Annotated in this window: 9 protein-coding genes; 5 read left to right on the forward strand and 4 right to left on the reverse strand. The window is 74.5% G+C overall.

Features of this window, described 5'->3' with window-relative positions:
* Positions 1-84: 84 nt before the first annotated feature.
* The 5 genes from GA0070610_RS13000 to GA0070610_RS13020 are packed head-to-tail and all read left to right on the forward strand — an operon-like array spanning position 85 to position 6,961.
* Positions 85-1,590, forward strand: a complete 1,506-nt coding sequence (locus tag GA0070610_RS13000; RefSeq protein WP_089000277.1) for a hypothetical protein — start codon at positions 85-87, stop codon at positions 1,588-1,590.
* Positions 1,591-2,796: a zinc ribbon domain-containing protein gene (locus tag GA0070610_RS13005; protein WP_089000278.1), complete on the forward strand. Its 1,206-nt coding sequence runs from the start codon at positions 1,591-1,593 to the stop codon at positions 2,794-2,796.
* On the forward strand, positions 2,797-5,190 hold the full coding sequence (locus GA0070610_RS13010; RefSeq protein ID WP_089000279.1) for a GTPase-associated protein 1-related protein: 2,394 nt from the start codon (positions 2,797-2,799) through the stop codon (positions 5,188-5,190). It begins immediately after the preceding gene.
* Between the two features lie 3 nt (positions 5,191-5,193).
* A complete protein-coding gene (locus tag GA0070610_RS13015) occupies positions 5,194-6,792 on the forward strand; it encodes a hypothetical protein (RefSeq protein ID WP_089000280.1) in 1,599 nt (532 codons plus the stop codon).
* Positions 6,779-6,961, forward strand: a complete 183-nt coding sequence (locus GA0070610_RS13020) for a hypothetical protein (RefSeq protein ID WP_089000281.1) — start codon at positions 6,779-6,781, stop codon at positions 6,959-6,961. The genes GA0070610_RS13015 and GA0070610_RS13020 overlap by 14 nt, the downstream gene beginning before the upstream one ends.
* On the opposite strand, the gene GA0070610_RS13025 is transcribed toward GA0070610_RS13020, so the two are convergent.
* The 4 genes from GA0070610_RS13025 to GA0070610_RS13040 are packed head-to-tail and all read right to left on the reverse strand — an operon-like array spanning position 6,958 to position 14,286.
* Positions 6,958-11,169, reverse strand: coding sequence for an SAV_2336 N-terminal domain-related protein (locus tag GA0070610_RS13025; protein WP_089000282.1), 4,212 nt, complete (start codon positions 11,167-11,169; stop codon positions 6,958-6,960). The two genes, GA0070610_RS13020 and GA0070610_RS13025, sit on opposite strands and share 4 nt — an antisense overlap.
* Positions 11,159-12,178 (reverse strand): AAA family ATPase, encoded by a 1,020-nt coding sequence (locus GA0070610_RS13030; protein WP_089000283.1) that lies wholly within the window; start codon positions 12,176-12,178, stop codon positions 11,159-11,161. Before GA0070610_RS13030 ends, GA0070610_RS13025 begins: the two co-directional genes overlap by 11 nt.
* A gap of 9 nt (positions 12,179-12,187) precedes the next feature.
* Entirely contained in the window at positions 12,188-13,948 is a 1,761-nt protein-coding gene (locus tag GA0070610_RS30890; protein ID WP_089000284.1) for a VMAP-C domain-containing protein, read from the reverse strand.
* Positions 13,945-14,286: a CU044_2847 family protein gene (locus tag GA0070610_RS13040; protein ID WP_157747140.1), complete on the reverse strand. Its 342-nt coding sequence runs from the start codon at positions 14,284-14,286 to the stop codon at positions 13,945-13,947. The genes GA0070610_RS30890 and GA0070610_RS13040 overlap by 4 nt, the downstream gene beginning before the upstream one ends.
* Positions 14,287-14,326 lie beyond the last annotated feature (40 nt).

Consider the following 14,326-nt stretch of genomic DNA (forward strand, 5'->3'; position numbering starts at 1 on the left):
GTGAGTGAATCGCGGTGGGGGTCGATGTGAACTGTGGCCGCACGTCCGGTTGCCGTTGTCCGTTGCGTCTCGGCATCTGATCTGATGGCGTTCGACGCCGAGCGCTACGACCGCGAGGTCATCAAGCCACTGCGGGGCAGACACGGACGGCTACCCGCTGGCGACCTCGCCGCCCGCTACGCGGTGCAGCCCGAGTGGAGCCCGCAACAGCTTGTCGCCCACCTCGCGGAACTACGCGGGTTCTGGCGCGAACGGGCCACCGGCCCGGACAGCCGGGCCGAGGTCTGCCGGCTGCTGATCTCGGCGGACGACAAGCTCCGGCGCGAGACCGGCGACCTGATGAACGATCCCACCTGGTGGCGGGAGCAGGCGGGCGTGACCGGGGACTCGCCGCGGAGCGTGCCGGCCACCCCCGCACCGCAACAGGAGGAGCCCGTCCAGCCCGCCCGGTCGGCCGGGCCGCCCACCAGCGACTGGCGTGTCTGGTCCTGGCGGAGAGAGGCGCACGACTTCATCCAGGCCCGGCTCGACACCCCGATCGGCGGTGACCGTAGGCGGCAGCCCGCCGGCGGCGTCGACGATCGGCGGCACGACCGGGTGGGCGAGGCGGACGGCGGCGCGCCCGCCCAGCGCCGCCCCGGCCGGGCCGCGCAACCGGGGATCGCCGTCGGACAGGCGGACCTCACCGTCGGGGTGCTCGGCGGGTCGGGCGACCGGTGCCGGGTGCGGCTGTCGTGGCCGGCCGCGGGCGGCGATCGGGTACGGATCCGCTGGGCGGCGACGCCTCCGCCATGGCGGGCCGGGGCCGTCCTGCCCGTCTCCGCGCTGTCCGCCTTCGGCGCCGAGGTGGTTGGCGTACGGCAGGAACGCGACGGCGAGGTCAGCGTCGTGGCCGAGGTCCCGGTCGGCTACCACCTCTATGTGCCGTTCCTGGTCGAGGGCGACCAGGCCACCGTGGGGCGCCTGGTCGCCCTCGGCGTGGCCGAACCGGTGCGGCGACTGCGGGCCGAGCGCCGGGGCGACGACGCGGTCTTGTCGTGGATCTGGCCGGCGGGGGCGCGGCTGGCGCTGGTGGAGTGGACCTCGCCGACGGGCACCGAACGCGGCCAGGTGAGCCGTGCCGGCTACGCCAGTGCCAACGGCTTCCGCATCCCCGCCGCTGCGGACCCGTGCGTCGTACGAGTCGCGATCCTCGCCTCCGTCGTCGCCGACGAGGTGCGCTCACCGGTCCGTGAGGTGGCACTGCCGCCCCGGCCGGTGCGTGTCTCGTACACCCTGGCCCGGCACTGGCGCTGGCATCTCGGTCGCCGGGAGATCAGTGTCCGCCTGCGGGCGGCGACCGACGTCACGGACCTCGTCGTCACGGTGGTGCTCGGCGCGGAGCCCACGATGCCGCCCTCGCCCGTGGCCGGCACCGTCCTCGCCGAGGTCGTTGGCGTCGAGCTGCACCGAGAGCAGACCAGGGAACTCACCGTCGTGGTGCCCGAGCTGCCTCGGCTTCACCACCCCTACTGGATCCGGTGTTTCGTGCGTGGCGCCGTGCCGATCGCGGTTTCCGTTCCTCCCGTCGAGTCGATGAGGGTGTCGTAAGTGGCCGAGGTGGCGTGTCCGTTCTGCTATCAGCGCATCGACGGGTCGACGCTGTGGTTCCAGTGTCTGGGCAAGGGTGACGCCGACCACCGGGGGTGTGAGCCGGGCCCCGACGCCACCCGCCGCAACATGACCGGGTTCACGGAGATCATGCGACCCGTCTTCCCGCCGCCCCGTCACCAGCGGCTGCGGCCGGTGCGGGTGGCGTGGTGCCCGAACTGCGGTGGCAGGACGGGCATCCGCGCCTGCCCCTCCTGCCACACCCCGGTGCCACCGAACTTCGGGGAGACGGCCAGCCCGATGATCGCCATGTTCGGCGGCAAGGGCACCGGCAAGACGGTCTACCTGACTGTCCTCGCCAACGAGCTGCGTTCCTCGGACCTGCGCCGCAGGTTCGCCGCCGACATCCGGATGACCGGGGACGGGCAGGGCGGTTTCAAGTCCCCGCTGGAGTGGCTCGAACAGAACGTGGACCGGATGTTCACCGAGCACAAGCTCTTCGAGGCCACCGCCGCAGCGGTGAACGGCCGGCAGAACCCCCTGGTCTTCGAGTGGCGGGGTGAGCATCGACGATGGGGCCGGCCCCCGGTCTACCGCACCAGCTACCTGTCCTTCCACGACACGGCGGGCGAGGACGTCGGGACCCTCAGCGGCGCCAACGACCTGGCGTACGTCGGCGCCGCGGACGGCCTGATCCTGCTGCTCGACCCGTTCATGCTGCCCGGGGCCCGCGAGAAACTCCGGCTTCCGCCGTCGGCGATCCGGTCGACGGAGGACACCATCGCGGTGGTCGACCGGCTGACCCAGAGCCTGCGCGCCAGCAACGGGGTGCGTGGCAGCGAGCGGATCAGCAAACCGGTGGCCGTCGCGTTCGCCAAGATGGACGCGTTCTACGAGGAGCTGGGGCCGGAGCACCCGTTGCGCCAGGAACCCCCGCGAGGGCCGGCGTACGACGAACAGCTGGGCCGGGCCACCCACGAGCAGGTCGCCGCGCTGCTGCGGGGCTGGCAGGGCGACGACATCGAGCAGCACCTGCGGATGAACTACAAGACCTTCCGCTACTTCTTCGTCTCGGCACTCGGTGCCGAGCCCGACTACGACAACGCCCTGGTGGAGGAGCGCGGGGTGCGTCCGTACCGCGTCGACGAGCCGCTGCTCTGGCTGCTCAGCCTGCCCCGCTTCGGCGTCGTACCCCGGCAGGGCTGAATGACCGGGCGGTTCGAGAGCCTCATCTACACCGACTGCCGCCAGGGCCAGGGGCTGCGCGGCACGCCGGGGCTGCAGTTCCAGGCCCGTTCCGCGGGCGCGGACCGCAGCGCCGAGGCAGTCGTGCAGCGCAATCTGCTCTACGAACCCCCACCTCGGTGGATGCGGGAGCGTCGCCCGGTGAGCGAGTACCCGGTGTCGTTCGCCCACGTCTACGACGGGCTGTTCGCCACGGCCTCCGGGGTCTACCTGGGCCGGGAGAGCGTGGGCGGTCGGGAGGGCAACCAGCTCACCCACGCCATCGTGACCGACGACCCCGCCGCGTACGGGCTGGTGCGCCCGGCGCAGCTCTTCGGGGCGCCGTTCTGGACCGTCGAGCCGGCGCCCGACACGCGGTGCCCGCGGTTGGAGCCGGGCTGGCAGCCGGGTTCGTTCGGCGCGGCGGAGGCCCGGGCGTTCGTGCACGCCGCCTCCGACGGTGCCGACCTGCTGACGGCGCTGCTGTCGACGTTGCGCCCGCCAGCGGACGAGCCGAGCCGCCGGGTGCTCTTCGTCGCCCGCGAGCCCGCGGAGGTGCTGCGCTGGGTGACTGCGGCGACGCTGCTGTTGCCGCAGCGCGAGGCCCTGCGGATCGGGTTCAAGGTCTTCACCCTCAACCCCGCGTACGCGCCCCAGCGGATCCTCGCCGTGCACCCCGACTGGGGTGGCGCCGGCGCGACCCTCGACAACGACCAGGGCTATGTGGTGTTCGACCTGGTCCGGCACGTTTGGAGCCGGGTGGTGGAGACCCGGGCGGCGCGGCGGTGGGCCGAGCTGTTCCTCGCCGAGGACCCGCTGGACGTGGTGGACGCGGTGGAGGTCGCCGCCGCGTCCGGCGTGGACGGCGAGGGATCGGCCGACGTGGCCCTCGCCGCCGTCCTGCGGCGTCTCCCCCCGCGGGAGCAGGTGGCCGGGCTGGTGCGCTGGCTGAGGAAGGGACCGCCACCGCTGGTACGGCGCTACGGCGCAGGCATCGTCGACCTGCTCGTGGAGGCCGCGCCGCGGTGGCCCGTCGACGTCCTGCGCGGCCTCGACGACGTCAGCCGGGCGGCCACCTTCCCGCACCGGGGCGCGACCGTGCGCCTGGCGCTGATCGACGCGGAACTGCGGGAGGCGTTGGCCTCGGGCACTGTCCACGAGCGGGCCGCGCCGTCCATCGACGGGTGGACGCGGGCGGACGAGGCGAGGGCGCTCGGCCCGATCAGCGAGGCGCTACGCGCGGCCGAGCCGCGCCGATTCGAGGCGCTGCTCCGGTTGTGCGGGCGATTCGGGCTCAAGCCGCCGCTCGGCGGGTTGCAGCCGGGCCTGGAGCGGTTCGTCCTCGACTGGGCCGACCATCCTGACCGGGCGTACCGGACCGAGGCGTGGGCCTGCGCCGAGGGCGTCGAGCGGCTGCTGCGCCGGGAACTCGGCCAGCGCCTCGCCGCCGAACCGGACATCGCCTACGAGCTCGGCGACCAGTGGTGGGACGTGCTGCTGCGGGAGCCGATGCGGCTCGACGAGCCGTTGGACGCGGCGGTGGTGGAGGCCGCCCTGCGTCACCTGCCGCCGGTGCAGCAGCTGGACCTGATCGAGCAGTGCCTCCGCACCGCCGTGGACGCCGATCGGCCCGCCGCGCTGGTGAACCGTACCGCCGCCGTCATCTGGACGCACCGCCCGGTGGACCTGGCCGAGGCGCACCTGCTGCGGCGGCTGCTGCCCCGCAACGCGCCTCTGGACCCCCGGATCTTCGCCGAGCTGGGGGCGGTGCTCGTGGGGTACCCGCCGCATTCGGAGTACCTGGAGGCGGCGCTGGTGCTGATGGCGCACGGCCTGTGGTCACCGCCGCCGGAGGTGGCCCGCGCCATCCACGGTCACCGTGCGCTGACCGTGGCGCTCGAGCAGTTGGCGTCCCCTCGGCCCGACATCGACGAGCTGACCCTGGCGCTGCGCCACGTGCCGGCGCGGCTCGTGGCCGCCCGGGTGCGGGAGTTGTGTGACGCGCTGGCGGCAGCGCCGGCGGCCGCGGCCTTCGCCGTGCTCGTCCACGCGCCGCAGCTCACCGAGCCCTGCTCCCGGAAGATCCGCGGTGAGCTGATGGGCAACTCGAACCCGGCGCACGTCGCCCTCGCCTTCGTGCTGGTGCACATCGAACGGCAGTCGGCGACCATGGCCGCGATGGTCCAGCCGGGCACCCACGCGGACCTCGACCGGATGGTGCGTACCGCAGTGATCCGCTGTTCGCAGAAGCGGCTCGACGACATGACGGCGCAGGTGGAGGCAATGGGACCGATGTGGCTGGCGCGGTGGCGGACCCTGGTGCGCGACAACCGTCGCGGCCTGCTGCGCCGCCTGCGACCCGGCGGACGGGGGTGACCGGTGTCCGCCCCGGCCGTTGTCGTACTGGTGGTGCTCGGCTGCCTCGTGTCGATCGCGTACATCCTGGCCGCGGTGACGGTCGCGCCGGTCGTCGTCTACTGCCTCCTGGCGGGCCTGCTGGCCGGTGCCGTCCTCGGGTTGGCCGAGGCGACGCGGGTGCTCGGCGCTCTGGTGGACCCCCCGCGGGTGCGCACGCCGCATGACGAGTTCCGCGCCCGACCGGCTGGCCCGCTGCGGTCGTACCGGCGCGACTACGCCTGGCCCCACTACGCCGTGCGGCAGGCCGGCTACGACCTGCGGCACGTCGTCGAGCGCTGCTATGAGCGCGTCATCGGCTGGTGGCGGGCCGGCTGGCGGGCCCTGCCCCGGCTGCCTCGCTACCACGTGCGGGCGCTCGAAGCGCTCGACGGCGTCGCCGAGACGGAGACCAACCCCAGCCGGGCATGGTCGGTGGCGCTGGCCTGGCCGTTGCTCGCCGTGCCCTGCGCGGCCCTCGTCGGGGTCACCGTGGGGACGCTGGCCGTGTTGGTGCTGCTGGCCGTGGTCGTCGCCGTGGTGACCGCGACGTCCTGGCTCCTCGGTGCGGCGGCGGCCGGAGCGCTGCGGGCCGCCGACTGGCGGTGGCGTGCCGCCTGGCGGACGGATACCTGCTGCCCCCGGTGCTACTTCCTGGTGGAGCTGCCGGTGTTCGTCTGTCCGGGCGGCCACGCCGACCTGGCGCCGGCCCCGCCCGGGTCGTGGCGGCACCGGCTGCTACGGCCCGACAGCCAGGGCCTGTGGCGGCGCCGGTGCGGCTGCGGGGTGTCCCTGCCGGCTCGACAGTCGTCGGCGGGAGCGCGGCTGAGCGCGAGGTGCCCCAAGTGCGACAGCCCGCTCGCCGCCGGTACCGGCCGGGCCACGGAGATCCGGGTCGCGGTGTTCGGGGCCCCCGACGCCGGCAAGACGACGCTCGTCGACGCCGTGGTGGACCGGCTGTCCGTGCGCTTCCCGCCGGACAGGTGCGCGGTCGACCGGCCCGTTCCCGGCGGCCGGGACAGCACCCGGGTGGTCGGCGTCGCCCTGCAGGCACAGCGTGCGCCCCAGCGGGTGCAGGTGTTCGACGCCCCCGGGCGCAGCCTCGTGGACCGCGAGGTCTGCGCGTCGTACGGCTTCCTGGACGAGACCCGCAACTTCATGTTCGTCCTGGACCCGCTGTCGCTGCCAGCGCTACGTCGGCGGGTGGCGGAGGCGCCTGCCCACCTCGTCCCCGCCGTCCGGGTCGCCCGGCACGACGTGGCGGACTCGTACGAGGCCGTGGTCGTCGGCCTGCGGCACCGGGGCGTCGCCACGGAACGGTGCCGACTGGCCTTCGTGGTGTCCAAAGCGGACCTGCTCGGGCTGCTCCCCGGTGTCGTCGCGCCGGCGGACGACTCGGCGGCCGTGCGACGTTGGTTGGCCGGCCACGGCCTCGACCACCTCCTGACGGCCGTCGGGCGGGACTTCGCCGAGGTGCGCTTCTTCCTGCACGGCACGGTTGACCCTCCGCCGTCGGATCCGTTGCTGTGGTTGCTGCGCGGTGAGCGCGTCCTGCGTCGGGAGGTGGCCGGTGCGCTCCGCTGACCTGCCCGACTCCTACCGTTCGTTCCGGCTGGTCGTCCTCGCCTTGACCCTCCTGGTCATGGCGGGCCTGGTGGCGTGGGCGCTGCGCGACGGCGTGCCGCAGGCGGTGGCCGGTTGGGCCGCGGAGGTGCGGCGCGACTCCTGGAGCGTGTGGACGCTCTTCGGCTAGTTCTCGGTTCGCCGGGCCGCGCCGCCCTCGGTGAGCCGTCGTGCCTGCACCCGGTGCCCGTTCGCGGCCGTCCCGTCGCCGGCGCGTTCCCACAGCCCGGCGAGGTCCGCGTGGGTGCGCGCCAACCGGGCGCGTACGGTGGCGTCGCCGGTGTCGTCGCGGAACACCCGGCTCAGCACCGCGCAGCTCTCGGTGAGCGCCTCGATCGCGGCGCCGACGTCGTCGGTCTCGGCGAGCAGCCCGGCCTGGTGCCCCAGCACGGCGGCCAGGTCGGCGGCGTACCGGGCCGGATCGGCGGTGGCGAGCTGCCGGTGCAGGACGACCACCTCACGCAGCGCCGCGGCGGCCTCGGCGTGCCGTTCGAGGTCGTACAGCTGCACCGCCTGGCAGTGCAGCGCCGTCGCCAGACCGGCGAGGGCGTCGAGGCCACTCTCGGCCGCCAGTACGCGGTGCAGGCGTACCGCCTCGTCGCCGACCGACAGGGCGAGCTGGGGCGATCCGACCTCGTCCAGGTCCATGGCCTGCCGCAGCAGCCCCCGGGCCAACGCCGGTACGTGCGCCGTGTCCGCGGCGGCGAGCCGGCGGCGCAGGCGGACGCTCTCGTCCTGCGCCGCCAGGGCGGCGGTGCCGTGGCGTTCGCGGCGGTGCAGGGTGGCCAGCGTGTCGAGCGCCTCGGTCAGCCGGGCGAGGTCGGGAAGCCCGCCGTGGGTGCCGGCGCCCGCCGGGCCGGCGCTGCCGGCGTCGGCCAGGGTGCGGGCGTGAGCCACAGCCGTCGTCGCGGCGGCCAGTCCCTCGCCGCAGCGGCCCAGCTCGCCCAGGAGCCGCGCCCGCCGGATCTCGGCGTCGCAGAGCGGCGCGAGACGGCCGCCGGGCACACTGGCGTGAAGCTGCTCGTGGTACGCCACGGCCCGGTTCGTCGCGCTGAGCGCCTGCACGGTCAGGTCGGCCCGGTGCAGGGCGACGGCGTGTGCGTCCAGGGCCGACGTCAGGCGTTCCAGGGCGTTGCGCGTGGCCGGGGCGCCGCTACGGTCGAGTGCCCGTACCCGCAGGTCGATCTCCTCGGCCAGCGCGGCGAGCACGTCACCGTCCGACCCGCCGTCGGCCAGCCGCCGCCGGTGCTGGGTCAGCGCCTCCGCCAGCCACGGCAGGTACTGGTCGGCCTCCCCGAGCCGGCGGATGCCCTCGACGAGCCGGGCCGAGAGGGCCACCGGCTGGTCGGCGAAGAGGACCCCGGGGTCGGCGAGCCCGCTGGCGACGGCCCGGAGCATCGGCAGGGCGGCCCGTGGGTCCTGCACCAGCAGGCGCAGGCGCTCCACCAGGGCGGGTGGCAGGATCGACGTGCGGGAGCGCGTCTGCTGCAGCAGGGTGAGCAGCAGCGCCGGCTGGTCCTGGACGACCTGCCAGAGCGGGGCGGCCAGGGCGGGATGCCGGTGGCAGGCCGGCCCGAGCACCGTCACGGCCCGTCGCGCCTGCTCGGGGGTGCAGTGCGGCAGGACGTCCGTGACCAGCGCCGGGTTGTCGAGCGCGGCGGCGGTGCCGAGGGCGAGCCGAACCTCGTCCGGCTCGACGGGTCCCCAGTACGCACCGTCGTCGCCCGGATAGAGCTCGTGCAGCCAGTTCGCCAGGCGGTGCAGGATGGTCCGGTCGGGTGCCTCCCGGTGGCGGATCCGGCGCACCACGTCCTGGGCATCGGCGGCGGTGCGTGCGCCGTACAGGGCGGCCGCCGCCAGGTACTCGTCGAGGTGGCCCGCCTGGGCGTACGAGATCCGCGCGGACACTGCGGTGGCCTCCCCGTACCGGCGTTCCCGGGCGAGCAGCACCGCCACGACGTCCGGCACGGAGAAGGGCGGAGGCGGCCCCGGCGTGCCCCGCAGCAGGATCCGCAGCGCCGCCAGATGCAGCGCGACCGGCCTGGAGAACCGTTCGTGGCCGACATCGGGAAGGCGCGTCAACCGGGCGCGGTGCTGCCAGCGATCGTCGCCGGTGTCGGCGTCCAGCGCCGCGGCGATGCCGGCCAAGGCGTCGCGCAGCGCCTCCTGCCGCTCGCGTCCGGGCGGCCAGGGGGCCCGCAGCTGTTGGACGGTCGCCTTGCTGACCAGCCCCGCCGGGTCGGCGCGGCGCAGTTCCTGCCACCAATCGCCGGCGGAACGGGCGAGCAGGAGCAGGCGGCCCGGCGCGTCGCCGCGGGTGGCCCGGTCGAGCTCCTCCAGCACCTCGTCGGGTCGGGTCTCGGCGCGGTCGACCACGACCAGCCCGCCGTCGTCCGGCCCCGGGTCGAGGCCCGACTGCGGCGGCGCGCCCCGCCAGCGCGTACGACGCCCGGCCACCAGCTCGCGGGCCAGGCGCGTCTTGCCCTGGCCGGGACCGCCGACGAGCACCCGCACCGCTGCGCCCTTCGCCGCGCACCACCGTTCCAGCTCGGCCAGCTCCGCCGCGCGGCCGCTGAAGGGCACCACCCGGCGGTGCGGGGAGAACAGGTCGGGACCGCTGCCCGTGGGCGGGCCTGCCGTCTCGTCGCTCGGGGACCCGGCCCGGGGTTCGCGCACGAGGGGCGACGAGCCGTCCGGCGCAGCGGGAGAGGGACCGTCCGTTCCGGGGGGCGCGGGGTCGTCCGGCGGCGGCACGTCGGCGGGCCCGGCCGCCACCGGTTCGACGTGCCGCGCCGGGCGGGCCGTGACCCGGTCCAGCCTGGCCCGCCCGATGGTGTTGATCACCGCGAAGGGCGTGTCGTCGGGTCCCAGCCCGGGCCGGCCGGGGCTCGGGGTCAGCGCCGTGAAGTGCTCGCGTGCGACACCCACCCGCGCCTGCACGGACCGGGACAGGTGCTCCAGCAGTTCCCCGGCCCGGACCAGGTCGGGGCGCGCCAGCGTGTCGAGCAGCAGCGGCTGGACCCCGTCGACGAACCGGTAGCGCCCGGCCCGGGCGTCGACCACCCTCAGCAGGCCGCTGAGCAGCACCTCCGCCAGCTGCGACGGCGGGGCCGGGCGGAACATCGCGTGCTGGATGTAGCGGATCACCGGCAGCACCGGCTCGGTCATCGCGACGTACCCGGCCAGCCGGAACGCCTCGGGGGACGCCGACGAGCGGAAGCGCCGGACCCGCTGGGCCGGGCTGGGCGCCGCACCCTCGCGCCCGGGCGAGGTCCTCAGCCGGTCCCCGGTGACCACCGTGACCGCGCTGGTCACGGCGGGCGCGCCGGCGAGCAGCCGGGCCCAGCGGCCGATCCAGCGCGGCGACACCTCCAACACCGGTACCACCGTGCCGCCCTGCACGCGCATGCCGTCGAAGGCGCTGAACCGCAGGTCGGTGTTCGGTGTGCCCGGTCTCGGCGCGCTGAGCAGTCCCGCCACCGTCCGCCCGCCGGTACGCGACCACATCCGCTCGGGCAGCGGCTGGAGGATGGACACCGGCCCGTGTCGTGCCCAGCGGCGCAGAAGGGCGCCGGCGGCGCCGGTGTGCCAGATCTGGTCGACGCAGTCGCTGACGATGATCACCACGCGGCGCCCGCTCGGGTCGATCAGTTCCGCCGGGCGTCGCGCCTCGCCCCGCCAGCTCGACAGGGCGGCGGTGCCGTCACCCGCGCCGCGGTGCAGCCGCCACCGGCTGACCTGCCGGAAGATGCCCGACGCGGCCAGTGTCTCGACGACGCCGGTCGCGAGGTCGCGCCACAGCGTCATCGACTCCGTCCGGTCCACCACCACGGCGACGTCCAGCCACCGTTCGAGCGAGGGTTTCGTCACCGCCGGCCACGGCCGGTCGACCAGCGTGTGTTCGGCGACGGTGCGTACCGTGGCGTCCTCGTCGAGGACATCGACCCGGGGGCAGGGCACCCGCCGCAGCAGCGGACGCAGCGCCCGCTGGAAGCCCAGCCGGTCGGGCAGCGCGGCCGAGCGGGGCACGGCCACCTCCGCCGCCGTCACCCTGCCCGGTTCGGCCGGCGGCACGTACAGGCTGGTGGGCGTCGGCGCGGACGCCGGCGGCGGCAGCGACTCGGCCGGGGGCTCGGGTGCGTCGGCGGGAGGTGGCCGGTCGGGCACCGGATGGCCGGCCGGTGCGGGCGCGGTGGGCGTCTGCGCGTCCGGCTGTGGTCGGGCGGTCGGGATGCGGGCCCGCAGGTGGTCGGCCAGCCAGAGCGCCTCCGCCAACTCCCGGGGCGTGGGGTCGCCACCGGCGGCCACGATCGCCGCGCGGAGCCGGTCAATCGTCATCGGACTGGCGGGACAGGCTGGCCATCACCTTGTCGGCGAGTTGCAGCCGGTCGACGCCGCCGGACCGGCCGGCCTGGTCGGTCAGGTAGATGGCGTTGAGCAGTTGGTCGGTGGCGAGGTCGCGAGGTTCCCGGCGGGCGAGGAAGCTGTCGATCAGGTCGGTGCTGTCGTCGGCGAGGTCGTCGAGGTGCGCGCCGACGATGCGGGCCAGCTTGTCGCCGTCGGGTTGCAGCAGCGTGACCTGGACACACCGGCGCAGGAAGGCGGGCGGGAACTCCCGTTCGTCGTTGCTGGTCATGACGATGAGGGGGAACGCCCGGCAGCGCACCCGACCCGCGTGGATGGGGACCCGTTCGGTGCTGTCGGCGGCCATCACCAGCGCGTCGGGGGAGTGGTCCGCCTGCCGGACCAGCTCGGGGATCTCGTACGCGCCGTCCTCGAAGATCGTGAGCAGGTCGTTGGGCAGGTCGAGGTCACCCTTGTCGATCTCGTCGATCAACAGCACCCGGGGTTTCTCGGCGGGGAGCAGGGCGGTGCCGAGCGGGCCGAGGCGGATGAAGCGGCCGATGTCCTCGCCGTCCTCAGTCACCCCACCCCGGTTCCCGGCCGCCCCGCCCTGGTTGTTGTGGTAGAGCCGCGCCAGGGGGTCGTACTGGTAGAGGCCGTCCTTGACGGTGACCCGGCTGGTGATGTTCCACCTCAGCGGACGGCCGAGCCTGAGTTCGTGGGCTATCGCCGCCGCCAGGGTCGACTTGCCGGTGCCGGGTCGGCCGGTCACCAGCAGCGGACGTCGCAGGTAGAGGGCGGCGTTGACCAGCTCGACGGTGTCCTGGTCCGGCCGGTACCTCTCGCCCCGCCGCACGTCGGCGGCGGTCTCGGCGACCAGCGGTGCGGTGGGTGTGGCGGCCTCGTCGAACGAGCGCCACGGCGGCGGCGCGGGCAGCCGTTCGATGCCGTCGTGCGGGCCGCCCGTCCCCTTGTAGATCCACCAGCCCGGCGTCTCGGACACGTCCGCTCCTCACTTGGCGAAGCTCAACTGGACCGGCCGCCGCCGTGGGTCGTCCCACAGCAGGGTGACCTCCCGGCCGCAGTGGTCGTGCTCGTCGTCGACCGCACCGGCCTCGACCCGCAGGTCACGGATGCGCAGCGGCAACTCGTCGCTGCGGATGTCGCCCAGCCGGGCCGCCATCGCGGTGCGGAACCGTACGCCGGCGCAGCCCCCGTGCCCCGTGGAGTGGTCGTGGCAGGCGGCACGTGGCCACAGCAACACCGGCAGCCCGCTGGCCACGGCCGAACTGATCCGCTCCGGCGTCGCCCAGGAGCCGGCCAGGCCGAGGACGCCCCGGCGCTCGCTCATGCGCAGCCACGCCTGGAACGACCCCAGCTTCCGCTCGGGCTCGGCGCAGTCGAGCCACTCCAGCATCGCGTCGAGGCGCCGGGTGTCGGCCCGCAACCGTTCGGCCCGATCCTGGATCTTCCTCGGGTGCGGATGGTCGAACCAGTCCAGCGCGCGCACCACGACGGGCCTGCTCCAGCCCAGGGGCACGTGCTCCAGGTCGTCGAGGGCACGCCAGTCGTCGACGGGCCAGGCGAGGTGCCCGAGGGGCAGTACGAACTCCACCGTGATCGAGTCATAGGTCGCGTGGGGGATCGCCTGGTACGCGGCGGGCAGCGACCGCTCGACGGTGTCCTTGACCTCGTCCTCCGTGACGGTCTGCTCGAGGATTCGTTCGTCCATGCCACCGTCCGGGTCGGTGGCGGTCCAGATGGTGACGTGGTACGACCGGCGGACGCCCGCCGTCGGCGCGATGCGGACGACCACCCATCCCGGCCGGGGGGCCGGGCCCGGCGCCGCGGCCGGGATGGGCGCGGCGCCCGCGCCCCAGCCGTGCTGGCCGACCCATTCGTGCAGGAGGGCCGCGCGTTGCGGTGACTCCTGGCCGATCCGGCGCAGCAGCGTGATCACGAGGTCGACGACCTCCTCGCGGGGAAACGTGGTGCCGACGGCGAGCCACTCGACGGCGGCCAGCACGTTGCTCAGCACCGCGGGCGGCTGAGGGAAGAGCGGCCCACGCTGGCGCAGCACCTCCAGCAGCAGCCGGTGCGTCTCCGCGAGTTCCAGGCCGTGCAGGATCGCGTGCAACTCCCGGTACGCCTTCGCGCCGAACGGGCCGAGGCAGATGCGGTCGAGCAGCGGCGGCCAGTGCCGGCCGATCTCGTCCAGCGGCAGCAGCATGCCGGTGCGCATCTCGGGGTCCCGGTCGGCGGCGGTCATCATGCCGACCACCTCGTCGGTGCCCTGCAGGTAGGCCGCCGAGCCGCTGTAGCCACGGTCCAGCCGTGGCCCTCTCGGCCCGATGGCGTCGGTCTGGCAGGTCCCGTTGGCCAGCCGGGCGCCCACTGCCGTGAAGTGGGCGATCTGGCCGGTGTCGCGGTAGCTGTCGGGGAAGCCGAGTGCGCTCAGTCGCTGTCCGGCGTAGATCTGCACCCCGTTCCACGGCGCGAGCCGGGCCGGTTCCAGGTCGACCGGGTCGGTCAGGCGGATCACCGCGATGTCGCCCTCGTCGGCCACGCCCCGAACCCAGGGCCCCCGGAACACCACCTCGCCCGGCAGCCCTCGCTTGTCGGCGAGCAGAAACGACACCGCCGCGTTCTTCGCGTCGCCCACCACGTGCGCACAGGTCAGCACGTGGTGGGCGTCGATCAGGAATCCGCTGCCACCGCGCCCGGACGCGTCGGTGACGTCGATGCGGGCGTGCCACCGCGGGCTCGCGCTCACCGTTCGGCGACCTCGCCATCCTGGGTGCCGGACCAGGTGAGCTTGACGGTGAGGTGCGCGTCCACGCCGGTCTTGGCGATGACGGCGCCGGCCTGCGCGTTGACGTTGACCCCGAACTCGATTTCGATGTCGTTCGGCCGGTGGACGCTGTCGCGGAAGGTGGCCAGCGCCTTCTGCGCCGCCAGGTTGATCTCCCGCAGGCCGGACTCGAACCGCTTGCGCGCCTCGATCATCTCGTCGCCGAGCCCGGCCTCGCCGAAGCCGGCCTCCCGCCGGTCGACCTCGAAGACGACCTCGGCGCCGTCCTCCGTTCGGACGCGCATCAGCTCAGTTGCCATCGAAGCCCTTCCCGTCGGCCGAAGATCCTGCTGAGCATCG

The sequence above is a fragment of the Micromonospora echinofusca genome (assembly GCF_900091445.1).
Lineage (GTDB): Bacteria > Actinomycetota > Actinomycetes > Mycobacteriales > Micromonosporaceae > Micromonospora > Micromonospora echinofusca.

Excerpts from the sequence above, each read along its gene's own strand:
- GA0070610_RS13040 (WP_157747140.1), bottom strand. The coding sequence starts at position 14,286 with ATGGCAACTGAGCTGATGCGCGTCCGAACGGAGGACGGCGCCGAGGTC.
- GA0070610_RS13000 (WP_089000277.1), top strand. The coding sequence starts at position 85 with ATGGCGTTCGACGCCGAGCGCTACGACCGCGAGGTCATCAAGCCACTG.
- GA0070610_RS13010 (WP_089000279.1), top strand. The coding sequence starts at position 2,797 with ATGACCGGGCGGTTCGAGAGCCTCATCTACACCGACTGCCGCCAGGGC.
- GA0070610_RS13025 (WP_089000282.1), bottom strand. The coding sequence starts at position 11,169 with ATGACGATTGACCGGCTCCGCGCGGCGATCGTGGCCGCCGGTGGCGAC.